This is a genomic window from Nostoc sp. C96 (assembly GCF_059384975.1).
This window is the reverse complement of the sequence record NZ_CM182020.1, coordinates 284,048-308,292: the sequence shown is the minus strand read 5'-3', so window position 1 is coordinate 308,292 and position 24,245 is coordinate 284,048. Positions and strand designations below refer to the sequence as shown.

Genomic DNA, 24,245 nt, shown 5'->3' with positions numbered 1-24,245 from the left:
AGACTGATTTATGTGTCTGGGAAATTATCAAATATTATTCACTCCTAGAAAATATTTTAGCTAATTTCAGTATTTCCAGGCAGTGGACAATAGGAAGTCAGACAATTTTAAATTTGGGATTGACCTCAGCTGGTCAGGATAATTTAAATATTTATTTTTCGATTTTTGCTCCTAGTATTTTTCAAGTTAGCCATTCATCAGTAAATTTTTTTAGCAAACACAAACACTTCGGCCTATTTCGAGTTAGTACCAAAAAAACCGAGCAATACTAAAGATACTTGCGCTGAGAACCGCACTTAATGGAACCGTAATTAACCATGCAGCAGCGATTCCTTGCAAAGTTTGGAATTTAATTGAGTTCAGGCTTTGCACCATACCGATTCCAACTACACCGCCAACAAGTGCGTGAGAAGTAGAAACGGGTAAACCTAACCGAGAAGCTAGGAGAATAGTAGTCGCGGTTGCCAGTTCTGCACAAAACCCACTACTAGGTTGCAAAGCAATGATGTTTTCACCAATGGTAGTAATGACGTTCTTTCCCCAAATTGCTAAACCTGTAACAATCCCTGCGCCACCTACAACCAGAATCCACAAGGGGATAGTAATGCCATTTATCGGTACGTTACCAGTAGTGTTGATATAAACGATCGCCGCTAAGGGTGCGATCGCATTTCCCACATCATTAGAACCATGTGCAAAAGCCACAAAGCAAGCACTCAGTAGCTGGAATCGACCGAATAATTTTTCCAGGGGAGTGGAAAGAGGAAACGGGGCAGGGAGCAGGGGGCAGGGGGGAAATTCATCTCCCCTCTGCTCCTCTGCTCCTCTGCTCCTCTGCTCCTCTACTTCCAGTTGTCGCCAACTAATTAAAGTAAGTCCAAGTGCGGCTAATGCACCTGTGAATAAGGGAATATCGTAAGCAGGTAGATCAACACCAACTTGTTCGATCAAATAGTTAGTTAGAGGTTGCATGAGAGAAGGTAAGACAATTACACCAAATACACTCAATAAAACGGTACTTAACCAAGGAATCCACTCTCTTAGCTGGGTAACTTGATTTGGTTGATCTAAAATCCAGTGCTTGATTTGGCTGTAAAACAACGCAGCAATACTACCGCTAATTATTGGTGTGACAATCCAACCAATGGTAATCATGCCAATTGATGACCAATCGATTGCACCTATACCCATTGCTACAGCACTAAATCCGGCGATCGCACCCACGACTGCATGAGACGATGACACCGGTAAACCTCTAGCAGTAGCAATTTGCAACCATACACCGCAAGATATTAATACTGTCACCATTCCCGTAACTAATAATTGAGGTGTAGCCGCAAATAAGCTAGGATTGGCAACTTTTGTCGCTAAAGTTTCTGATACTTCATGCCCAAACAAGACTGCGCCAGTAAACTCTAAAACTCCTGCAATGATGATTGCTTGTTTGAGAGTCACAGCTTTGGAACCAACAGAAGTTCCCATTGCGTTGGCAACATCGTTGGCACCAAGATTACAGGCGACATAAAAGGCTAGGATAGCAACTATAACTAATGTCATGGGCATGGATTGGGGTAGATGAATAGGAGCTAGGGAACAAAGATTAGGCAATGTGCGTTTTCATAGTTAATATCTCTCCTCAGTTTGACTCCCATTGTGGGAGTCAATGACAAAATTAGCTATAAGTATTTTCTACGAGTAAGCTTCTTTGCCCGGATCAAGGATAGATTAATATTTTGTATGTATCGGCAGAAGGCGCGATCGCTTGTTCTACGGCTGCTGATAAATCTTTTAACGGATAGCGATCGCTAATCAAAGCTGGTACATCAATCCGCCGATTAAATACAATATCAGCCGAAAGTGCCTGAAGACGGTAGGAAGAACTGTAACTCCCCATCAAGTCAATTTCTCGGCGGTAAAGAATATTCGGATTGATAGGAATTTCTAATTCATCGGGAAACTCAGCGAAAAACAGTATTTTCCCGCCTTTACGAGTGCAGTCTAGTGCTTGAAAGAACGCTTTCTCACTAGGTACAGCCAGTAAGGTCACATCCACACCCAATCCATCTGTGACAGCATGAATTTTTGCTGCTAAATCAGGATCACGAGCATCAAAAGCTGCTTCAGCCCCCACATTCAAGGCTTTTTCAATTCTAGAAGGTAGTAAGTCAGTGGCGATCGCTTTTGCCCCAAAATGCTTCACTAACATCACAAACATTAACCCAATTGGCCCGGCTCCGGTAATTAATACAGTTTGTCCTGGGGCAATTTGAGCTTTTTTTACAGCCTTGAGACAGCAGTTAGTTGGTTCAACAAAACTCGCTTCTTCAAAACTAATATCATCGGGTATCGCAATTAACCCACCATTCTGCACAATATGTCCTGGGACTTTCACATACTCCGCAAAACCCCCACCACTAGCGTTAAACCCAGCTGTAGTAGAAATATTTTTGTAGACATTGCACATTGAGAAATTTTCATTTAAACAGTAGGCGCAACGCATACATGGGATATGGTGCATCACCGCTACCCTTTGTCCCACTTGCCAACCTTTGACTTCAGAACCGACTGCGGCTATTATTCCCGCAGTTTCATGGCCAAATATGCGCGGCGGCTCATACAGTGGATAACGAATTTTTTTAATATCTGACTGACACAACCCTACAACTTGTACCTTTACCAGCACCTCATCTGTTAAGAGTGTGGGTACGGGTAGCTCTTCATAGGACAGTTGATTTACGCCTCTAAATACCTGTGCTTTCACGTTGATTTTCTCATCGTTCAACGATCTTAGATGTAACATTTGCGGTCAACGTTGAGCTATAAACTTAGATATTTTTGTGTTTCCACTAAATTTTAGGTAAATTCACAAGATAAAAATATCGGTAACTATTGTCACAAGCTTTTACGCATCATCTTCATACAAACCAGTGTCTTTTGTATTTCATCAACGCAATATCCAAAACAGAGTGTGATTGCCTGAGTTCGGAAGTGATATATAAAAACCACTAAACTCATCGGGAATAAGCATTATTTATTCTAAACATCGATAAGTCGATAGATTAACCGTATATTATGAATAGAGCAATAAAATTATCAAAACAAAAAGACAAATTTAGCGTTAATCAGCCGATTAATTGTATTTTTGTCCAATTTCGTTGTGCATTTTTAAATAGCTGCTCACAGCATATTTGCAAGTCAATTTAGAAGGAGTGAATGTGAACAACGCCATATTAATCAACGAAAGCTTAACAACAACAGGACAAATCTCAGTAAAACAGCTTGAGCAAGCTATCCAAGAAGGATATAAGTCGGTGTTAAATTTGCGATCGCCTGATGAACTAGGATTTTTTCAGGATGAGCAAAAACTGGCTGAAAAATTGGGGTTGTATTACGTTAACGTACCTGTAAGGTTAGAAGCGTTGAATGAAGAATTAATTACCAAAACCCTGAAAATACTCGAACAGTTACCAAAACCAGTTCTTATACACTGTGCCGCTGGGATGCGTTCAACAGGTATTGCCTTGCTGAGTATAGCTATCTAAGAAGGATTAACATCAGAGCAAACCTTAGCCAAAGCCAAGAGTTTAGGCTTTGGCTTCTTAGAAGACTTTAATGGCTTTAGTGTGAGTCCCCGGCTGAAGCAACTATTTGTGAACTATGTTAATCAACATGCAAAAATAGCCATACTGTCTCGCTAGGTAAATTGCAATGTGAATAAACAATACAAATTATTTCCTATCCGACAACAGATTTAAAATTAGAATCACTGTTGTCGGAATTGCTTAATCAAGATATTGATGCCAGAAGTCTAGTGATATAGCAGTAGTCAGATATGTTAGGACAATTTGAAAGCTGGAATGCCAGGAATAATAAGACTTTTCCTCCTGCCTCCTGCCTTCTGCCTCCTGCCTTCTGCTATAAAAGAGCGATAATTACATCTGAAATGATGCTGTCAAAGCTACAGCCAGAGCATCAGCTGCATCGTCTGGTTTGGGAATAGTTTCTAAATTCAACTCTCGCGCTACAGCTGCTTGCACATCAGATTTATCTGCATTGCCATATCCAGTCAGGGCTTGTTTAATTTGTGCTGGAGTAAATTCTAGATATGGTAAGCGATGTTGTCCCAAAACTAACATCAATACACCTCTGGCTTGTGCAACAAGAATAGTACTTGACATACGATAGAAGAACAGCTTTTCGATCGCAACCAAGTCTGGTTGTAATTCCTGAATCAGGGTGTGCAAATCGTCAAACAACGTACACAGGCGCTGACCCATTTCGGCATCTGACGAAGTACTAATTACCCCAAAGTCCACCATATCTACCGTTGTATCCTGTATCTTGCTAGGGCTTTGTTTGCAAGTAATTACGCCAAATCCTAAAATGGCTAATCCAGGATCTAAACCTAAAATTCGTTTTTCCATTAAACTAACTTTGACCCAGCCAGGGTATTGTTTTACTGAGCAGGACTCACATACAAAAGTTATTTGTTGAGACTGGGGTATCAGGGATTAAGAGTGTGGGGTTATCAGGGTTTTGCTCACTTACAACCCCACACCCCCATAACCCTTGTCCAGACTGGCAACTTTGATGACTTATTGTAAGTCTCAAAGCATTGAAATATTTAATAAAGACACACTTGGTGTTACAACCAGGTAGTGTAGATGTTCTTTTATTCATTAGTTTGTAGCACTGCTTTAAATCAGGTATGTCAATTGGTTTTCTCAGACAAGCCCTCAACGCCCTGCAACAGCAGTCGCGCAGCCGTACATCTCATCGGGTTAACCAGTGGTTTAAGTGGTTATCTCCTGGACTCTCAGTCAAACGCTGGTTACTTATCAGTGTTGGCGGTGTATTTTTGGCAAGTCTGGGGTTAGCGATATGGGTGAAGTTGACCCCAATTTTTTGGCTGTTGGAGTTGTTGAGAGGTTTTCTGGGAGTCATTACCAACATCTTACCCAACTATATCAGTGGCCCTTTGGTACTGCTGGGCGGCTTACTTTTACTGTTGTGGGGACAAACTCGCACAGTCGGTTCAATTACTGAGGCGTTTCAACAAGAAGGTGAAGCAGAACTAATTGATGTTCTGTTAGCCCATCGCCGCTTGTACCGTGGGCCAAAAATTGTAGTAATTGGCGGTGGTACAGGACTTTCGACCTTGCTGCGGGGACTGAAAACTTATAGTGCTAATATTAGTGCGATCGTTACCGTCGCTGATGATGGCGGGTCTTCTGGGCGTTTGCGTCAAGAATTTGGCGTGTTACCACCAGGGGATATTCGCAATTGTTTAGCAGCATTAGCAGATGAAGAAAAGCTATTAACTGAGTTGTTCCAATACCGCTTTCGGGCTGGCGATGGCTTGACTGGCCACAGCTTTGGTAACTTGTTTTTAACTGCTATGAGTGATATTACTGGGGATTTGGAACGGGCTGTGGCGGCTAGTTCCAAAGTATTAGCAGTACGGGGACAAGTTTTGCCAGCAACTCTCAGCGATGTTCGCTTGTGGGCAGAGTTAGCGGATGGCCGCCGTATAGATGGGGAATCGAGCATTCCCAAAGCTGGTGGTAAAATAGTCAAAATTGGCTGCACACCAGCTAATCCACCAGCTTTACCCGCGGCCATTAAAGCAATTAAAGACGCTGACTACATTATTATTGGGCCGGGTAGCCTATATACCAGCTTGATTCCTAATTTACTAGTACCAGAAATTGCTAATGCGATCGCTCAAACTAAAGCCCCGCGCATCTACGTCTGCAATATTATGACCCAACCAGGAGAAACTGAGGGATATACTGTTGCTGACCATATCAGAGCAATTGATGCTGCTTGTGGTCAAAGACGGTTATTTGATGCTGTCTTAGTACACAAAAAATCTCCTTCGCCTCAATCACTCATTCGCTATGCCCAACAAAATTCTCATCCAGTTTTTTTAGATAGAGAAGATATATCTTTATTAGGGCGACGGATTGTTTTAGCTAATGTATTGTATGAAGATGAAACTGGTGTTGTACGTCATAATCCCCAAAAACTCGCAAAAGTTTTGTTGCGGTGGTACAGTGGCACACATCATGGAAAATGATAAATAGTCCCAAGTGAATAGTCAAAAGTCCATAGTGAGTGAACAATTGACTATTGACCATTGACTCGTGACAAATAATGAAAATTTTTCTTGCAGATGTACAAGCAACCCTAGATTTGGGTATAAAACTAGGTCAAACTTTGACTCCAGGTAGCGTTATTTTACTAGAAGGAGACTTAGGCGCTGGTAAAACTACATTGGTGCAAGGCGTTGGTCAAGGTTTAGGAATTACAGAATCAATTGTTAGTCCTACTTTTACTCTGATTAATGAATACACTCAAGGGCGTATACCCCTTTATCACCTAGACTTATATCGCCTAGAACCACAAGAAGTTGCTGCTTTAAACTTAGAAAGCTATTGGGAAGCTAGTGAAATAGAACCAGGAATTGTCGCGATTGAGTGGGCCCAAAAAATGCCTTACCAGCCAGATACTTATCTGCGTGTGCAATTAACAAATGAAGACAATGGTAATCGTCAAGCCAAGATTACAGCACTACATTGCAACATCAACGAATTAATTGCTAAAATCTGAGTAATTTATTTACATATAGCTAAAATACTATACAATCCTACAGGATTATCCAGCGTCATATAAAAAGCTTTTGGGTAGGTAGAAGTTGTGTAGATTATCCCACCCAAAAGAAGTGTGAGCGGCAAGTTTTGCCGCTCAAAATTCATACTTCATTGCTGTAGGTTGAGAGGATTTTTGGGATGCTGTTCGATTAACTGAACTACAAGGACAAGTGTCCTAGCCAAATCAGCCTCACATTTTGATGACACTACAAGATTTTGCCGATAGCCGAGGGTGGATAATACACTCGTTCTATCTACCACTACCGCGTTCATCGAAGAAATTGACTAACATTACTGCCTTCATTATTCAAAAATCAATGAAATACTTTGCAATAGGAATTTGGCCTTGATTGACATTTACTAGCTACTGCGTTTAGCTAAGTTGGGCGTATGCTCGCAGATGATATTGCTGTAGATGTCGGTAAATATTGAGTCAAAGCTTTTGAATGAAACAATCCTTTGGAGAGTGACATCTAGCAAACTGCCAGATTTTTTGAGTGCCTGCACTCAAGGTCAATTACATTCAAATTAGAAATGACTTTAATTTTTTGTCTAGGGAATCATCTTTCTGAGAAGGCTCATATACAGATGACTTTCATTTAGCCAGTAAATACTGGTACATTTGTTTGATATACTTGTATTATGTTTGCCTTTGTACCTTCCTTTGATTAACTCAGTAAATTGTTTCTTTTAGTGTGTTTAATTGGATGCTAGTTTTTTACTTCTAACTCCGTTTGCTTTGCTAATGCTGGCTTTTAAAGCACCAACTGCCTAGAAAAAAATCAATCAGAAGTGTAAAAAATAGGTTTTAAGAGCGTCCAAATTAACTGCATATAAAATTTATATATGTATAAAACTGAGTGTTCACAGAAATTTGCCCGTTTACTTAACCCTATTAATTCTCTTCATTTTTTAGCTGAAAAATCCGGATAGTTAAACACAAAAGACTAGTTGAGAAAAGTTAAAAGATTAACGATCACTATCGTCATCGTGTCATCTATCCATTGACCTAGTATTCCCAAGTTAAAACTAGGATCTGCAATTAAAAAGTAACTAATGATCAAATTATGAGATAAAGTAATTTAAATAAGTATTTTTAAAAGAAAATCTTATATTCATACTGATAACTCTTGATGAAGCCTAAACATTTTTAACCAAGTAACATAGTATTTATACGATTTAAAATCGTATAAACACTCAATTTTTCTCTTCAAAATCTAAATCCTAGTATTTTTACGTAGTTAGTTGCAAAATCTTTGCCTCAACTTCTTTGCGGATTTCTACTGCGATCGCTCCACAGATACCGCCACTTTCCCAACTTAATAATCTGAAGGACATAGTATTGCCTGAATTTGGCTGATTGATGTCAAATTCAGTCCTTAAGGCTATAGCTATGATGCCTTATGCTGTCTAGTTTTAAACAGGACTTATGCACCTAGGTTGTCGATTGAGACGAGGTGTAAGGGTTTTAAACATTTATTTATACCCTTATACCCTTGTCCTAGCCCTTGATTTTTCGTTTTCTGATGTAAGTCCTACTAAACTATGGCAATTTGAGTTCGGTAGTTATGGCAAAAAAGTTAAAGCTTGACCGCGCACGTTAGTATTTACCTGATTCTGTTCATAAACAACCTGTCCCCCAACAATCGTGGTGACAGGCCAACCTGTGAGGTTCCAACCTTCAAAGGGACTCCAACCACATTTAGTTAATAATTCTTCGCGCCGGACTGGACGGTAAGTATCCAAGTCTACTAATACTAAATCAGCATCGTAACCAGGGGCGATTGCTCCTTTCTTGGGAATACGATATGCTTGCGCCACTGCCTGTGACATCCAGTGAACAACTTGCGCCACAGTACATTTGCCCTCCATTGCCGCAGTTAACATCAAAGGTAAAGAAGTCTCAACCCCCGGCATACCTGAAGGCGTATTGGGATATTCTTGGGCTTTTTCTGCCAAGGTGTGGGGTGCGTGGTCTGTAGCGATAAAATCAATCACACCATCGCGTAAAGCTTGCCAGAGAACTTGATTATCGTGGGGCGATCGCAATGGTGGATTCATCTGCGCTAAAGTGCCAATATCTTGATAAGCATTGGTATTTAATAACAAATGCTGTGGTGTCACCTCAGCCGTCACCCAACTTGGCTTATCTTGACGCAACAACTCAGCTTCTTCGGCTGTAGATAGATGTAAGATATGTAGCCGCCGCTGATATTTTTTAGCAAGATTTAAGGCTTTTTGTGTCGCTAACAGTGCAGCTTGATTATCTTGGATTTGCGAATGAATAGCTGGGTCATGAATGCCAGCAAATTCTTGTCTTCGTTGATTAATGCGTTCTTGGTCTTCAGCATGAACAGCAATTAAACGATTCCCCTGGGCGAAAATTGTTTCCAGAACAGCATCTTGGTCAACGAGTAACTGACCGTGCATCGACCCCATAAAAATTTTAATGCCGCATGTCGGCTGGGCTGTGAGCAAATCTGGCAAAACTTCTGCGGTTGCGCCAATAAAAAAGCCATAATTCACGACACACTTACTCGCAGCACGTTGGAGTTTGTCATTTAATGCAGCTTGGGTAGTAGTCAGAGGGCGGGTATTGGGCATTTCTAAAAACGAAGTGACACCACCTTTCGCACAGGCGCAACTGGCGGTAAACAAGTCTTCTTTATGTTCTAGTCCTGGTTCACGAAAATGCACTTGCGGATCGATAACTCCTGGCAACAAAGTTAACCCTTGTGCGTCAATTTCTCTGGTTGCGATGGTAGCAGCAATCTCCGGTGCCACTTCCATGATGAGGCGATCGCGTGTGAGTACGTCCCCAACCATGAATTCACCATTGGGTAGAACAATGCGAACGTGGCGAATTAATAAACTTTGTGAAGATGACATGGAGTTAAAAAAAATTACTCAAAGAGTTATGTGTTAGTGAGAACTCTGATTTTAGGGTAAACTTGGTTGCGTTTTCTGTGATCACTTTTTGCAGCTAATTAAAAAAAAGTTTATTTTTAACTTATAAATCTGTCTGTGAAGATGTTACAACCAGCGTAGAAAACCTAATTCTCCCGTTAAAATTTACAAATAGAGTCTCCCTGAGCTAGTTAATTCCTACACTTTTCCTTACTTCAGTACTTTCATGCAAAATCAAGTGTCTGATAAAAATTCTAATCAAAAACCCGATAATTCCTGGATTGCCGAGCTAGGTAGAACAGTTGTATTAAGTATTGTTCTTGCCCTTGGTATTCGTACTTTTGTCGCCGAAGCTCGCTGGATTCCTTCTGGTTCTATGGAACCTACTTTGCATGGTACCCAAAACCAGTGGGAAGCAGACAAGATTATTGTTGATAAGTTGAAGTATAAGTTTGCCAAGCCCCAACGAGGAGATATTGTTGTTTTCTCACCCACTGACGAACTCAAAAAAGAACAATATCAAGATGCTTTTATTAAACGTGTAATTGGCTTACCAGGAGAAACAGTAGAACTGCGGGATGGTAAAGTCTATATTAATAGCAAACCTCTCGACGAAGAAAATTATCTCAGTTCTAATCAACGTACAGTAGTTGATGTTTGTACTTCGGGACAACAACCAGCTTTTTTATCAGCCCCTCAAACCATCCCACCAAATTCATACTTAGTGTTAGGTGACAACCGTAATAGTAGTTACGACAGCCGTTGCTGGGGTGTTGTACCTCGTGACAATATTATCGGCCGGGCTGTACTGCGCTTTTGGCCACTAAATCATGTTGGTGGTATTGATAAATCACCTTTGTATCCGTAACCGAGTCATACTGGAATGCCATACCTAGCCAAAATCTTAATTTACCCGATTAAGTCATTAGATGGGGTAGAGGTGCCACAAGCCGAGGTTTTGTCTAGTGGCGCATTAAAGGGCGATCGCGAGTTCGCCATTTTTGATGTACAAGGTAAATTTGTTAATGGGAAGCGTCATCCCAAAATTCATTTACTGCGAGCGTGTTACACAAGTCTCTTAGGGGAATCGCAATTTAGCATTTCTACCAAAATTCTTTCTCTAAAAATCCCCAACTATAATTTGCCGCAAGTTTTTAATTTAGATATAGAAAAACAAACATTAGCCGCAGCTTTGAGTGATTTTTTTGGGTTTTCTCTTACCATAGAGCAAAACTCACTAATGGGCTTTCCTGATGATACGGACTCCCCAGGGCCAACAGTAATTAGTACGGCAACTTTAAAAGAAGTAGCTTCTTGGTTTCCTGGTATGAGTGTTGACGAAATGCGTCGTCGTCTACGTGCCAATATCGAAATTGCAGGCGTACCTCCTTTTTGGGAAGATCAACTATTTAGTGAACCAAATAAGTTAGTCTCCTTTAAAGTGGGAAATGTGCTGTTTTATGGAGTCAACCCATGTCAGCGTTGTATAGTGCCAACGCGCCATCCTGATTCAGCCACAGCTTACCCGTATTTTCAAAAAATATTTATCCAAAAACGGCAAGCAACATTGCCAGAGTGGGTTAAATCATCCCACTTTAATCATTTTTATCGATTGAGCGTGAACACTAGATTACCCAGATCAGAATCTGGAAAAATATTACAAATTGGTGAAGAAATTAAAATAATTACTGACATTAATTAATTTTTATTTAAAGTTAAATATTTAAGTTTGATAAATATAAACCATAAGCTTACTGTTAAGCTAATATGCAGTTGTCCTGGCAAAATTTTCATATTTATTCTCCAGAGGTTATTTACCAGTGAGGGACTGGTAAAGTATTTGCCGATAATATCTAATTTCAAATTTTATCCAAGAGAATTGGGTAAGCAAGTGTTCATCTATTTTTGATTTTGGCTCAACAGTTTCTTTGATATATCACTAGAAGAGATCAAATAAATTAAGGTGCTATAACAAAGTTTGAAAACTTAGTATAATTATGAGTTTGCCTATACTATGTATGCGTAGAACTTGGCAAAAGTAAATGTTTATACTAAAAATAGTAATATAGTCTGTTATTTTCCCAATGGCACATAGTAATAACCCGGATTAAGACATGTATCTGATACAACATGATTGTTCCACAATTGGACTTAGGAAACAATCAAAAAACGATTTTATTCAAACTTCAATTTGCTCAATCACTTAACCTCATCATTATCATTACTAAAGTTTATGCCAAAAGACTCATGATATTAGTTCTAATTAAGCCTCGTATTTTTTGAATGGATGTTGTGATGTAAGAATTCAGGAGTAATAATATTGGAAAATTCTGCTGAATTACTTTTAAATTCTGACTTCTGACTCCTGAGTGCTGAATTCTTATGTTGTGATTAGTCTATTCGCTTATATTTAGTTGCAAAATAGAATACAGCAGTAAAAAGCTGACTACTCAGCCAGAAAACAAGACTTTGTTGAATTTAGAGATGATTATTGTAGAGCAGGTAAAATGCTCATTTCACAATAGTAGCAAAATCATTCCACCAATATGCAAGTCAGAAAATGAAATCTGCAATCCTATAGGACAGTATTTTAAGGATAAAATTACAATCAAATGTGCTGGTTTTTGAACGATTTAGCTAATAAATCTCAGTTTAAGAAAATTATGAAATTGATTAGAAGCAAGACATAATGAATTACCAGCAGTTAGACCCGGATAAAAAAGATATTTTAATAATTGATGACAAGGCAGATAATTTGAGGGTTTTATCCTCTTTACTAGCTAGAAAAGGATACAACGTCCGTAAAGCTTTGAACTGGCAAATGGCTTTAACTGCTTGTCAAACAGTTTTACCGGATCTGATTTTACTCGATATTATGATGCCGGAAGTGGATGGTTATGAAGTTTGTCGGCGTTTTAAGAACTGGGATTTAACCGCAGATATTCCCGTGATTTTTATTAGTGCTTTAGATGACGTTTTCGATAAAATTAAAGGTTTTAGATTGGGTGGAGTAGACTATATTACTAAACCCTTTGAGTTTGAAGAAGTTGTGGTACGTGTCCAAAATCAACTAGAACTTCGAGAAGCACGCCTAGAAATCTTAAGACTTAATACGGAACTAGAACAAAGAGTAAAATCTCGTACTTGGGAACTAGAAAATACTCTCCAAAAACTTCAAAAAGAAATTTCTTCTCGGCAAAAACTGCAAGATAAATTGCTAGATATTGTTCTACATGATTCGCTAACTGGATTACCAAATCGAGTTTTGTTTTTAAGACAGCTAGGAAAAGCTCTCAACCTCGCTAGGCAAGATATTAAGTATCAGTTTGCTGTATTGTATTTAGATTGCGATCGCTTCAAAGTTGTGAATGATTCTCTAGGTCATATTGTTGGAGATGAATTACTCATTTCTATTGCTCGTCGTCTACAATCCTGTCTCAAGCCAGATGACACTCTAGCACGATTAGGTGGTGATGAATTTGGTATTCTTTTAGAAAATATTACAGATATGAATTCTGCTATCCAAGTAGCAGAATCATTACTGCAAGAGTTATCAATGACATTTAAATTGTCTAGATATGAAGTATTCATGAATGCTAGTATTGGCATTAATTGGGGTAATAAAGATTACGAAAAACCAGAGTATTTATTGCGTGACGCTGACACAGCAATGTATCGGGCTAAAGCCCAAGGAAAAGGTAGATATAAAGTTTTTGACCCTGCAATGTATCAGGAAGCCATCCAACTTCTAGAAATAGAAAATGATTTGCGTAGAGCTATTGAACGAGAAGAACTGATTATTTACTATCAACCCATTATTGACTTGAATACAGGTAGAGTAGCTGGATTTGAAGCCTTATTGCGTTGGCAACATCCAGTTCGTGGTCTCATGCTTCCTACAGAGTTTATCCCCATAGCAGAAGAAACAGGTTTGATTAATGATATCGACATTTGGGTTTTACAATCAGCCTGCAATCAATTACGAATTTGGCAAGATCATCCATCAATATCAGAAAATTTAACTCTTAGTGTAAATTTAAGTGCGCGTCTTTTTACGCAAGTTAACTTAATTGCACAAATTGATCAAATTATTAATAAAACTAAAGTAAATCCATCAAATTTAGAACTAGAAATTACTGAAAGTGTCATTATGGAAAATAGTAATCTTGTCAGAGCAATTATTGAAGAAATTAAACAGCGCAATATTAAATTAGTGATGGATGATTTTGGTACTGGTTATTCCTCTCTCAGCTATATACATAGCTTACCTTTAGATTCATTGAAAATTGATAAATCTTTTATTACAAGAATGCAGTTTTCTCAAGATAATATGGGATTAGTACCAACAATCATCAGTATTGCTAAATCAATGGGAATGACGGTGATTGCTGAAGGAGTAGAAGTTAAAGAACAAGTAGAAAAATTAAGAAGTTTAAACTGTGATTTGGCTCAAGGGTATCTTTTTTCTCAACCTCTGGCACAACAATTAGTAATTGATTTTATTGCATCTATGCCTCAGTGGTAAATATAATTACCCGATTTGAGTTTTTAATTACTGGTAAAGTTAGGGAAGAGGCAAAAAAGGAATAAAGCAATTAATTTTACAATTATTAATATAAAAAAATATATATTTATTATTTTTATCAGAAGGCAATATTTTACCGCATTTCATTGACAGGATCTGTCAAAAATGAGAGTCTGGTCACTCAGAACATCAGAATAGTGTCAGCAAAATTTTTATTGATTAAAGACTACTATTTTCAGTTACATAAAAGCATAATAGAGATGTGACTGATTTGTTTGCCCCTTTAAATTCTTTGGAAAAAGGTCACTGGTTCAAGCTGATTTGCGGAGCCAGTTACCAACATCTGCCAGCAGTCAGAAGTTTAACATTAGCCTACACTTTGGCAGGCGCTGACTGTATAGATGTGGCTGCTGATCCTGCGGTAATAGCAGCAGCCCAAGCAGCGCTGCAAGTCGCTAAAACTCTGACAATGGAAGCTCAACAGCGAGGCTTCAACTATCAAGGTGGCTCACCCTTGCTGATGGTGAGCTTGAATGATGGTGAAGACCCGCATTTTCGTAAAGCCGAATTTGATGCCCGTCAGTGTCCCCCAGATTGTCCCAAACCGTGTGAGCGAGTTTGTCCGGCACAGGCGATCGCATTTAACCGGACACAAGATAATTTTTCGGGAGTAGAATCTCAGAAATGTTACGGTTGCGGTCGTTGCATCCCAATATGCCCATACGGTATAATTTATACTAGTTCTTATATGTCAACGCCAAAGGCGATCGCGCCAATGGTAATTTCCACGGGAGTAGATGCCGTAGAAATTCATACCCAAGTAGGACGATTAAAAGAATTTCAAAAATTATGGCAAGCGATTTCACCTTGGGCTGAACAACTGAAATTATTGGCAATCAGCTGTCCCGATGGCGAAGGCATGATTGAATACCTAAAAGCAATTTATGACCTAATTAACCCACGTCCGCGTACATTAATTTGGCAAACCGATGGTCGTCCTATGAGTGGTGATATTGGAGATGGTACCACTCTGGCAGCAGTCAAATTAGGACAAAAAGTTTTGACAGCTAACTTACCGGGATATGTGCAATTAGCAGGTGGCACAAATAGCTACACCGTTGCTAAGTTAAAGGCAATGGGACTACTGAAGCAGGCAAGGGAGCAGGGAGCAGGGAGTAAGGGAGAAGAATTTTTCCCTCTGCCCCCCGCCCCCTGCCCCTCTGCCTCAATTGCCGGAGTCGCATACGGAAGCTATGCCCGTGTATTGCTGTCGCCAGTTCTCGAACAGCTGGAGAATAAGGAGGTGAATCACACCAGTGTCAAAGCGACTGTCCACCTGGAAGCAGAACCAGACTTATTGTGGGAAGCTGTAGGGCTTGCCCATTCACTCGTTTCCCAGATCAAGTCACAGCAAGAGCGATAATCGCTCGTTCGTTATCTCTCAAAACGTCACCATAGAAAGCATGACGATTAAAGACGATCTCCAAAAGTTATTAGACATCTTGCCCCAAGACTTGCGACAAGTACTAGAAAATCATCCTCAGCGAGATAGTTTAGTTGAAGTAGTCTTGGATTTGGGTCGTCGCCCAGAAGCTCGCTTTCCTAATCAAGCTGAGTATCTGAGTGAAACACCCGTAACTCAAGCACAAATAGATGATTGCATTCAGCGAGTCGGCACCTTTGGCGGAGATAATCGAGCAGGAATTGAGCAAACTTTGCATCGGATCAGTGCTATCCGTAACCGTAATGGTAAGATAATCGGCTTAACCTGTCGTGTCGGTCGTGCAGTATTCGGTACTATTAGCATGATCCGCGATTTAGTAGAAACAGGTAAATCCATTCTGATGCTGGGTCGTCCAGGTGTGGGTAAAACTACTGCATTACGGGAAATTGCCCGTGTTTTGGCAGATGAGTTAAACAAACGAGTAGTAATTATTGACACCTCCAACGAAATTGCTGGAGATGGTGATGTTGCCCATCCTGCCATTGGTCGTGCTAGACGGATGCAGGTAGCTCATCCAGAACTTCAGCATCAAGTCATGATTGAAGCGGTGGAAAACCACATGCCAGAAGTCATTGTCATTGATGAAATCGGCACAGAACTGGAAGCTTTAGCCGCGCGTACCATTGCCGAACGCGGTGTGCAATTAGTAGGTACTGCTCATGGGAACCAAATTGAAAACCTGATCAAAAACCCCACACTTTCTGATTTGGTTGGTGGTATTCAGGCTGTGACACTGGGAGACGACGAAGCCAGAAGGCGCGGTTCGCAAAAAACGGTGTTAGAACGCAAAGCTCCTCCTACCTTTGAGATTGCTGTAGAAATGTTAGAACGGCAGCGTTGGGTAGTGCATGAAAGTGTTGCTGACACAGTAGATACTTTGTTGCGTGGAAGGCAACCAAGCCCACAAACACGCACTGTGGATGAGAACGGCAAAGTCGCAATGACTAGGCAGCTATCTGTGGTTAATGGTCGTGGCGGACAGTTAGCCAGCGGGGAAGAAACTTTTTCCTCTGGGCGACAATCTACTGGCTGGCGTGCATCCGGACAGATGGTAGCACTACCACCATTAACTGTTGAAAGAGAAAAGGCAATTGGACAAAGCGAGTTTGACCGCTTGCTAGAGGAATCCTTTAACTACTCCGACAGCATTGATTTCGCCGCGACGAAGAATGCTGGCCCCAACGGAGAAGATTTGCCACTGCACGTTTACCCTTATGGAGTGAGTCGCCATCAACTAGAACAGGTAATTAGCGTGCTGACTTTGCCTGTGGTATTGACGAAAGATATCGATAGTGCTGATGCAATTTTAGCATTGCGATCGCATGTCAAAAACCACGCTAAACTCCGGCAAGTAGCTAAAGCCCGACATCTACCCATCCACATGATCAAGGCTAGTACCATTCCGCAAATTACCCGTGGACTGCGGCGCTTGCTGAATATGGATGAACCAGAAATTGCTGATGACCGCGAACTGCAACTTTTTCTGCACAGCGGTAGTGATGACGAAATTGATGCCCTGGAAGAAGCTAGACTTGCTGTTGAGCAAATTGTGATTCCTAAAGGACAACCAGTTGAGTTATTGCCTCGTTCTCCCCAAGTTCGCAAAATGCAGCATGAGTTGGTAGAACACTATCGCCTCAAATCCCATAGCTTTGGCGAAGAACCTAATCGTCGCTTAAGGATTTATCCGGCGTAATCTCAATTCAGCACTAACCCAGAAAGGTTAGTTGTTAAAACTGGGTGTTAGGGTTGAGTGATCATTTGATTTACTTCAAACCCTACACCCTAAATTTTTTTCACAACCTAGACAAGCCAAGGAATTCCCGCTACTACAGAGACACAGAAGAATTAGCGTTTGAGAAGTTGTTCGCGTAATATCAATTAAGTTGGTGTGCATTCAAGTGGCAAATTCTCTGGTTGAGACTGTAATTAGTCATTTATCCCATGTCAATACAAATGACCAATAACTAATGACCAAGGACAACCTTTACGAGTGATTGTGTAATTTAGACGTTTAAGCATACAGATAGCACCAGATGCTTTGTGGGAATTAAAGCCAGGTGAGCAATGCAAAAAATTTTGTCAAAATTTGATATTTACACTGTGGACATAGATCACCGTACTGGTGTAACTTTTTATTTCTCTTATACCCCTACACTTGATTTCATACTTCAAACTTTATAATTCAGATTTTTTATAACTTTTTATACAGAAATATCCTGAAGAACACTAAAAAACTTTGTCAAAAGAAATATTGGTGTTAGTCAACAGATATACCATGAGTGACATAAGTCTACTGATGCTGGGCGTATTGACAGCCGGGCAAACATCTCCACCGTCTAATTTACCAGAGCAGCCTGTAATTCAGTCAGACAATGTGGTGCAGCAGCTAACAGAAGAGAATTTATCTCCAAGTTCTCCACCTGCTGAAATCACACCACCTGAATTCATGCAGCATGAAAGCACTTCGCCAGCTATTACTCCGGAAGTAAATCACAAGTATCAAAATCTACTTAATAAAACTCATAAAAATAATAGTTGGCAAAATTCTGCCAACCAAGAACTACCAGCAGAAACCACACCACAACTATCACCATCTGTGCAACTACAAATTTCTCCAGAATCTCCCGCCATACCAGAGTTTTCTGACACATCTGATGCAGATGAGCAGATGTCTCAAGTAACATCAGTGTCGCAACTAGATGATGTGCAGCCTACTGACTGGGCTTTTAGTGCTTTACAGTCTTTAGTTGAGCGCTATGGTTGTATAGCAGGAAAAACCGAGAATTATTTAGGTAACAACGCTGTAAATCGTTATGAATTTGCCTATAGTTTAAATGTTTGTCTCAATCATATTCAGGAATTAATTAATAAAAATCAAGCTAATAGTGTTAGTCAAGCAGAATTAGACCAAATACAAAGATTACAGACAGAGTTTCAAACTGAATTACAGGAAGTAATACAACGTATTGATGTTTTAGAAAATAAAAATGTTGAATTAAAGTCTCATCAGTTTTCCACTACAACTAGACTATTTGGGCAAGCTATTTTTAGTATTCAAGGAACAAATACAACTAATGTTGATTTGTTTCCTAGAGATGGTGTTCCAGAGCGTCAAGGTAAGACAAGTCTCACTTTTACGAATAGCGTACAGTTAACATTAGCAACTTCTTTCACGGGTAAAGATTTATTAATTACAGGGCTATCAGCAGGAAATTTAGGTTCTAATGCCTCGTTAGTTTCTCACAATATGGGGCGATTAAGTTTTGAGTCAAATACAGATAATCAAGTAGTAATTAATGACTTATCTTATCGGTTTTTACTAGCAGATAATTTAGGAGTTGTGGTGGGTTCGGCTGGCGTGAATGCAGCCACTACCTTTCGGGGAATTAACCCTTTAGAAGGTTCAGGAGATGGTGCAATTTCCCAGTTTGGTCAGCGTAACCCAATTTTGAATATTGGTAACGGTACTGGTGGTATCGGTTTTGACTGGGAAATTAGCGATCGCATCAGTTTGCAAGGTGTATATAGTTCAGAAATTCCCAGTTTTCCTGGTAATAGCAATGCTGCTGGATTTTTTGGTGGTAAATATAGCGCAGGCGCACAACTCACTGTCGCACCCACCGATAATTTAGATATCGGCATAGATTACATATATTCTCATTCCCCCAACGATTTGCTCGGTACTGGTATTGGTGACGCGCAATTAATTTCACCATTTGCACCTAGTACAGCTTTTAATACTCATGCTGTTGGTGCTACCGTTGCATGGCGTGTCAATGATAATTTGCAGTTAGGCGGTTGGGGTGGTTTTTCTACCTCCAAACCAGTAAATCTTGCTGGTAGTGTAGAAACTACTAATTGGATGGTATTTGCTGCATTGCCTAATTTAGGTAGGGCTGGTAATTTGGGTGGTATTTTGGTTGGACAACCGCCAAAAATTACTTCGAGTAACTTACCCGATGGCTTCAATTTTCCTAACTTTTCCAATGGGGGAACGCCAGGGGGACGCAGCGATACATCATTGCACGTCGAACTTTTTTATCGCGCCCAACTCAATGATCGTTTGTCTTTAACACCAGGCTTACTGGTTGTATTCAATCCCGATCATAATGCTGCTAACGACACTTTGATAGTAGGCGCATTGAGGGCGGCTTTCCGGTTTTGATTCCGTAATCATGTAAATGTAATCACAGGGGGCGAAACCCCTACTCCGTGTTGCCTTACTACTCTTGACTGTCAGCAATCTTTTAGCGTCTGCAAGTTAGATTTTCGACTTTTTAATCACGCAGTAGATTCCTCTGCGTGTTGTTTTTCATGAGCAAATTTAAGGAGCAAATTTTTCATGCAATTCCAGTCATCAGCAACAAAGATAGGCTGTGCAGTTTTGGGTAGTAGTAGTTTAGCCGCAATGTTGATTGCTTTGGGAGGAAGTAGTGCTTCGGCTCAACTGATCATTCAAAGTACGGGTACAGTATCAGGTACCTTAGAACTACCAAGTTTTAATCCGAATTTTAATAACTCCGTCACACGGATTGATACTGACTCTCAAGGAGTGTATCAACGTAACATAGGTTCTGCAAGTAAGCCCAATTATGTGCCAGTTTACCAGTCAAATTATGTGAAGGTATTAACACGCGCTGATGGGAGTTTGCGTTATGTTGTTGACTTTAAAGGTATCCCTGTAATTTCCTTCAACGGAGTTTTGACTTCACCCGCGCTGTCTGGTGGTAAATTAACACCTTTTACTTATCAAGGAAAAATCCCTAACATTTCCTTTCAAGGTGTAGTTCAAGATGAGTTTGGCTTTGCCAAAGCTTACTACACTGGTGTTGTCACCGACCCAAAAACTGGTCAGCAATATCAAGGTACTTTTTTATTGAATGGCCAAGGGCCAAGATATAGCGATCGCAATGGTGGTGAAAGTCCGACAGTTTTTGATTATAAATCGGATATTCCTGGTACTACGCCAGATCCCACACCCTATGAGATGAAAAATACTCCTTTGGTGAGGTTGACAATTACTGTACCGGCTGATGCTACTCCGATTAATTCCGGTGGTGGAATAACTCCAACCCCAACGCCGCCTAGCGTCAACAATCCTCCTACTTCTACACCGACTCCCAGTACACCTATTCCTGTATCAGTAGACAGTGGTGCGATCGCTAAGGCTCCGATAACATCTAATCTTGGTGGGACATTTGGTCAATCTAGCCCTTCACCTTCTACTGATTCTAATATGGAGTTCAGTAGCGGTTATTCTCTCACAGCCAATCCTGTTAGTTTAGAAGTTTCTTCCATCGACTCAAAAATTTGTCATAACGATTCTCTTAATTGTCGTCCACAAGTGACTGCGGCTAAACAAGCGATCGGCCCCCGCAGCCGGGTTCTGGTACGTTAGCAGCTTGTCATCATCAAATTTTCAATTTTTCGGGAATTGCTCTAAGGCAGATTGTATCTAAGAAACGACTAAAAAAATACGACCTCCTAGAGCAAAAATTATACTGGAAGCGTGAGTGGCAAAACTGCCAGCCACACTTCCAGATTTCTGTTAAATATATTCTTGATAACTTTCTGGTTATACTAGTTGTCTAGGCTGGTTAATTTACAAATTCAGCCGTAGCTAATATAAAAATATCACAGCTAATTTTTGCCCAACTTATCAGTCAACCACAGAAATTAAGACTAGAGAACGATATTAATCAATCACACATCTTGCAAGTGAGCTTTTATGAAAGGGGAATTGATTGAATTGATAGCCAGAGTTTTACAGGTCTTGCGAATCAATATGAATTGGATGACTTGGAACCTGTTTTTGGCTTTTATACCTTTAGCTTTAAGTGTTTGGTTGTTCCGCACAAAACGCGGACGTTCTTGGGTTTGGTGGTTGGGATTTATCGTATTCTATGCTTTCTTACCAAATGCGCCTTATCTATTAACTGATGTTATTCACCTGATAGACGATATTCGGACAATCCAATCAGTGTGGATAATTACTTTAGTGTTAATGCCAGTTTATTTGCTGGTAATTTTTGCTGGCTTTGAAGCTTATGTTATATCTTTAATCAATTTAGGCTACTATTTACACCGCATTGGCAAAAGTCAATGGATTTTGAGGATTGAGTTAATTACTCATGCTCTTTGTGCTGTTGGGATTTATTGGGGAAGGTTTTTACGTTTCAACAGTTGGGATTTTATTACTCAACCTGATGCTTTATTGACTAAAGGTGTAGAGGAACTTTTAGGTAAACAGCCTATAGTGATTATCACTATTACTTTTGTGATTCTGTCGGGTTTGTATTGGATGATGAAACGAGTGAGTTTAGGTTTTGTGCGTCCATCAGCACAAGAGATAGCAGTCCAGCCAAATTCGCCTAATACTGATACACCCAATGCTGGATAAATATAATTTCTTGCTCAAATTGTTTAATAAAAATTTGAATTAATCCGCCCATTTCAGGCGGATTTTTTTTAAATCCACTTTTATCCCTACCGATTTATCTCTCTAAAGAATGGTGATTTAGTAGGTGTTTTTTATCAAAAGAAAGATGTATTTTTGAGTCTCTAGCTTTGAAATAAATCTAGATGCTGCTAGGAGTTTTATAATATGACACTATTATCTATTGATGAACTCAAAACCTTAACTGAGAATAATGAAAAAACTTGTATTTCTCTATATATGCCTATGCAAAAGGCAGGGCCAGAGATTCGGCAAAATCCAATTCGCTTTAAAAATTTAATCCGGGAAGCACAAGCCCGCTTAGAAGCAATGGAAATCAGCCAAAATGAGGCAATTGAGTTGCTTCAGCCAGCAATGGAACTGGATACAGGGGAATTTTGGGAAAATCAAGACCAAGGTTTAGCTATTTTTATTGCGCCGGGAATATTTCGCTATTATCAATTGCCAATGGAATTTCAAGAATTGGTAGTTGTCAGCGATCGCTTTCACATTAAACCATTACTATATTTAATTAACAATGATGGTCAGTTCTATGTTCTGGCTTTAAGCCAACAAGATTTGAAATTTTTTGTAGGTACTCGCTCTGGTTTGAATGAAGTAGAAGTAGAAAATCTGCCCAAGAGCCTTGATGAAGCTCTTTTATATGACGAAACTGCTAAAGAGGGACAATTTCGCATCGCCACAAAAAAAGGTAGCACTACAACTTCTTTTTCAAGTTCACAGCCAGGTGCATTTCACGGACAGGGAAGCCCAGACCGAGATCAACACCAAGAAGCTATCCTGCAATTCTTTCACATAGTTGATGCAGAACTCCATGAAAAACTGCGAGAGGAAACAGCACCACTAATTTTGGCAGGAGTAGATTATCTTCACCCAATTTACCGCCAGGCTAATAGTTATACCAATTTATTAGAACAAGGTATTACCCGCAGACCAGAACTTTTCCAAACTGATGAATTACACGCAGACGCTTGGGAAATTGTTGAGCCGCTATTGCACGAGTCAGAACAGCAAGCTATGGAGCTTTATCAACAACTGGCTGGGGAAGCTACTGGTACAGCTTCTAGTGATCTCAAAGAAATTGTGGCTGCGGCTTACTACCAAAGAGTTGATTCTTTGTTTGTACCTGTAGGACAACAAATTTGGGGTAAATTTGACCCAGAAACCATGAATGTCGAGATTCACTCAGAGCTAGAACCAGATGATCAAGATATGCTAGATTTTGCCGCGATTCACACAATTCTCAACGGTGGCAAGGTTTATGCTGTGGAACCAGAAAAAATGCCAAATCAAGTACAAGTGGCAGCAATTTTCCGATATTGATGGTTTTTGTAGTGTTGTATACAGTTGAACAAGCTATATACAACACTTATGCTGAATAATCTTCGTGCTTTGTTGAGTCCATCTCTAATCGGTCTAGCTGTTTTCAGCCAAATTGCTACATTTTCCCAGCCAAGTAGTGCAGAAACTATTACTGGGCAATTAGGTAATGTTAGTGCAGAAATAACTTATGAAAAACCAGAGGAATATCAATATAAAAATGTCCGTTTGCAGATTAGCCGCGCAGGTAAAGTTGTTTTAGATCAAAAACTGCCCCAAGAAAGTGAATATGACCGACCTGTTGGCGGTATATACGAAAAAGAAGATAAGTTGCCCATACTAGATTTAGATGGTGACAAAGAACCAGAAGTAGTTGCCGATTTCTTTACAGGTGGCGCACATTGTTGTACTTATTCTTTGATTTATCGCTATGACAAAAAATCCCAAAAGTATACTCAAATTCGCCATGACTGGGGTAATGGAGCTTATCGATTCAAAGATATAGATAAAGATGGCATCGTAGAACTTGAGAGTCAAGACGATCGCTTTGCTTACGCATTTACAGCTTATGCGGCTTCTGCTTATCCGCTACAAATTTGGCAATATCGCCAAGGCAAAATGGTTGACGTGACTCGCCGTTATCCCAAGTTAATTTATAGCCATGCTTCTGAGTTATGGAAAACTTATACTGAAATTCGCCAGCAAGGTGATGACGGTAAAGGATTTTTAGCTGCGTATTTGGCAGATAAGTATTTGCTGGGTCAAGGAGAAGATGGCTGGAAAAGAGTCCGACAAGCTTATACCAAAAGTGATCGCAATCAATATTTTGCCGATATACGTAAGTTTTTCCGAGAAACCGGGTACATAAAGTAAGAT

The 24,245-nt window shown here is 40.0% G+C and carries 17 protein-coding genes; 13 read left to right on the top strand and 4 right to left on the bottom strand.

Going from position 1 to position 24,245, the window contains the following annotated elements; translation table 11 throughout:
- Positions 1-243 precede the first annotated feature (243 nt).
- Positions 244-1,563: an inorganic phosphate transporter gene (locus AC504W_RS01265; RefSeq protein WP_494875853.1), complete on the bottom strand. Its 1,320-nt coding sequence runs from the start codon at positions 1,561-1,563 to the stop codon at positions 244-246.
- A gap of 151 nt (positions 1,564-1,714) precedes the next feature.
- Positions 1,715-2,761, bottom strand: a complete 1,047-nt coding sequence (locus AC504W_RS01260; protein WP_494878807.1) for a zinc-dependent dehydrogenase — start codon at positions 2,759-2,761, stop codon at positions 1,715-1,717.
- A 454-nt stretch (positions 2,762-3,215) separates the two neighbouring features.
- On the opposite strand from AC504W_RS01260, the gene AC504W_RS01255 reads away from it, so the two are divergent.
- Positions 3,216-3,542, top strand: coding sequence for a protein tyrosine phosphatase family protein (locus tag AC504W_RS01255; protein WP_494875851.1), 327 nt, complete (start codon positions 3,216-3,218; stop codon positions 3,540-3,542).
- A 390-nt stretch (positions 3,543-3,932) separates the two neighbouring features.
- Here AC504W_RS01255 and ruvC read toward each other — a convergent pair whose 3' ends face one another.
- The gene (gene ruvC / locus AC504W_RS01250; RefSeq protein WP_096582468.1) at positions 3,933-4,424 is read right to left on the bottom strand and encodes a crossover junction endodeoxyribonuclease RuvC; all 492 of its coding nucleotides are present in this window, start codon (positions 4,422-4,424) and stop codon (positions 3,933-3,935) included.
- Positions 4,425-4,708: 284 nt separating this feature from the next.
- Here ruvC and AC504W_RS01245 point away from each other — a divergent pair, with 284 nt between their 5' ends.
- Both AC504W_RS01245 and tsaE read left to right on the top strand, forming a co-directional pair.
- Complete coding sequence (locus tag AC504W_RS01245; protein WP_494879515.1) at positions 4,709-6,079, top strand: gluconeogenesis factor YvcK family protein; 1,371 nt, start codon at positions 4,709-4,711, stop codon at positions 6,077-6,079.
- A 77-nt stretch (positions 6,080-6,156) separates the two neighbouring features.
- Positions 6,157-6,612, top strand: a complete 456-nt coding sequence (tsaE, locus tag AC504W_RS01240; RefSeq protein ID WP_494875848.1) for a tRNA (adenosine(37)-N6)-threonylcarbamoyltransferase complex ATPase subunit type 1 TsaE — start codon at positions 6,157-6,159, stop codon at positions 6,610-6,612.
- Positions 6,613-8,219: 1,607 nt separating this feature from the next.
- On the opposite strand, the gene AC504W_RS01235 is transcribed toward tsaE, so the two are convergent.
- Positions 8,220-9,542 carry a dihydroorotase gene (locus AC504W_RS01235; RefSeq protein WP_494875847.1) on the bottom strand — a complete coding sequence of 441 codons (1,323 nt, stop codon included), beginning with the start codon at positions 9,540-9,542 and terminating at the stop codon, positions 8,220-8,222.
- Positions 9,543-9,786: 244 nt separating this feature from the next.
- Here AC504W_RS01235 and lepB point away from each other — a divergent pair, with 244 nt between their 5' ends.
- The 10 genes from lepB to AC504W_RS01185 all read left to right on the top strand — a co-directional run bounded on the left by lepB (position 9,787) and on the right by AC504W_RS01185 (position 24,242).
- Positions 9,787-10,428, top strand: a complete 642-nt coding sequence (lepB, locus tag AC504W_RS01230; RefSeq protein WP_096582460.1) for a signal peptidase I — start codon at positions 9,787-9,789, stop codon at positions 10,426-10,428.
- A 15-nt stretch (positions 10,429-10,443) separates the two neighbouring features.
- A complete protein-coding gene (locus AC504W_RS01225; RefSeq protein ID WP_494875845.1) occupies positions 10,444-11,262 on the top strand; it encodes an MOSC domain-containing protein in 819 nt (272 codons plus the stop codon).
- Positions 11,263-12,249: 987 nt separating this feature from the next.
- Positions 12,250-14,085: a two-component system response regulator gene (locus AC504W_RS01220; protein WP_494875844.1), complete on the top strand. Its 1,836-nt coding sequence runs from the start codon at positions 12,250-12,252 to the stop codon at positions 14,083-14,085.
- 262 nt (positions 14,086-14,347) lie between these two features.
- On the top strand, positions 14,348-15,508 hold the full coding sequence (gene ldpA / locus AC504W_RS01215) for a circadian clock protein LdpA (protein ID WP_494875843.1): 1,161 nt from the start codon (positions 14,348-14,350) through the stop codon (positions 15,506-15,508).
- Between the two features lie 40 nt (positions 15,509-15,548).
- The gene (locus AC504W_RS01210; protein ID WP_494875841.1) at positions 15,549-17,285 is read left to right on the top strand and encodes a R3H domain-containing nucleic acid-binding protein; all 1,737 of its coding nucleotides are present in this window, start codon (positions 15,549-15,551) and stop codon (positions 17,283-17,285) included.
- A 582-nt stretch (positions 17,286-17,867) separates the two neighbouring features.
- Entirely contained in the window at positions 17,868-19,757 is a 1,890-nt protein-coding gene (locus tag AC504W_RS01205; protein WP_494875840.1) for an iron uptake porin, read from the top strand.
- A gap of 177 nt (positions 19,758-19,934) precedes the next feature.
- Positions 19,935-20,990 carry a hypothetical protein gene (locus AC504W_RS01200; protein WP_494875838.1) on the top strand — a complete coding sequence of 352 codons (1,056 nt, stop codon included), beginning with the start codon at positions 19,935-19,937 and terminating at the stop codon, positions 20,988-20,990.
- 330 nt (positions 20,991-21,320) lie between these two features.
- Positions 21,321-21,992 (top strand): DUF1361 domain-containing protein, encoded by a 672-nt coding sequence (locus AC504W_RS01195; RefSeq protein ID WP_494875837.1) that lies wholly within the window; start codon positions 21,321-21,323, stop codon positions 21,990-21,992.
- A 204-nt stretch (positions 21,993-22,196) separates the two neighbouring features.
- A complete protein-coding gene (locus AC504W_RS01190; RefSeq protein WP_494875836.1) occupies positions 22,197-23,372 on the top strand; it encodes a baeRF7 domain-containing protein in 1,176 nt (391 codons plus the stop codon).
- A gap of 48 nt (positions 23,373-23,420) precedes the next feature.
- The gene (locus tag AC504W_RS01185; RefSeq protein ID WP_494879513.1) at positions 23,421-24,242 is read left to right on the top strand and encodes a hypothetical protein; all 822 of its coding nucleotides are present in this window, start codon (positions 23,421-23,423) and stop codon (positions 24,240-24,242) included.
- The last annotated feature ends 3 nt before the right edge of the window (positions 24,243-24,245 follow it).

What these genes read in the sequence shown, in the direction of transcription:
- AC504W_RS01265 (WP_494875853.1), bottom strand. Translation starts at nt 1,563, where the DNA reads ATGCCCATGACATTAGTTATAGTTGCTATCCTAGCCTTTTATGTCGCC.
- ruvC (WP_096582468.1), bottom strand. Translation starts at nt 4,424, where the DNA reads ATGGAAAAACGAATTTTAGGTTTAGATCCTGGATTAGCCATTTTAGGA.
- AC504W_RS01245 (WP_494879515.1), top strand. Translation starts at nt 4,709, where the DNA reads ATGTCAATTGGTTTTCTCAGACAAGCCCTCAACGCCCTGCAACAGCAG.
- tsaE (WP_494875848.1), top strand. Translation starts at nt 6,157, where the DNA reads ATGAAAATTTTTCTTGCAGATGTACAAGCAACCCTAGATTTGGGTATA.
- AC504W_RS01235 (WP_494875847.1), bottom strand. Translation starts at nt 9,542, where the DNA reads ATGTCATCTTCACAAAGTTTATTAATTCGCCACGTTCGCATTGTTCTA.
- lepB (WP_096582460.1), top strand. Translation starts at nt 9,787, where the DNA reads ATGCAAAATCAAGTGTCTGATAAAAATTCTAATCAAAAACCCGATAAT.
- AC504W_RS01225 (WP_494875845.1), top strand. Translation starts at nt 10,444, where the DNA reads ATGCCATACCTAGCCAAAATCTTAATTTACCCGATTAAGTCATTAGAT.
- AC504W_RS01220 (WP_494875844.1), top strand. Translation starts at nt 12,250, where the DNA reads ATGAATTACCAGCAGTTAGACCCGGATAAAAAAGATATTTTAATAATT.
- AC504W_RS01210 (WP_494875841.1), top strand. Translation starts at nt 15,549, where the DNA reads ATGACGATTAAAGACGATCTCCAAAAGTTATTAGACATCTTGCCCCAA.
- AC504W_RS01205 (WP_494875840.1), top strand. Translation starts at nt 17,868, where the DNA reads ATGAGTGACATAAGTCTACTGATGCTGGGCGTATTGACAGCCGGGCAA.
- AC504W_RS01200 (WP_494875838.1), top strand. Translation starts at nt 19,935, where the DNA reads ATGCAATTCCAGTCATCAGCAACAAAGATAGGCTGTGCAGTTTTGGGT.
- AC504W_RS01195 (WP_494875837.1), top strand. Translation starts at nt 21,321, where the DNA reads ATGAAAGGGGAATTGATTGAATTGATAGCCAGAGTTTTACAGGTCTTG.
- AC504W_RS01190 (WP_494875836.1), top strand. Translation starts at nt 22,197, where the DNA reads ATGACACTATTATCTATTGATGAACTCAAAACCTTAACTGAGAATAAT.
- AC504W_RS01185 (WP_494879513.1), top strand. Translation starts at nt 23,421, where the DNA reads ATGCTGAATAATCTTCGTGCTTTGTTGAGTCCATCTCTAATCGGTCTA.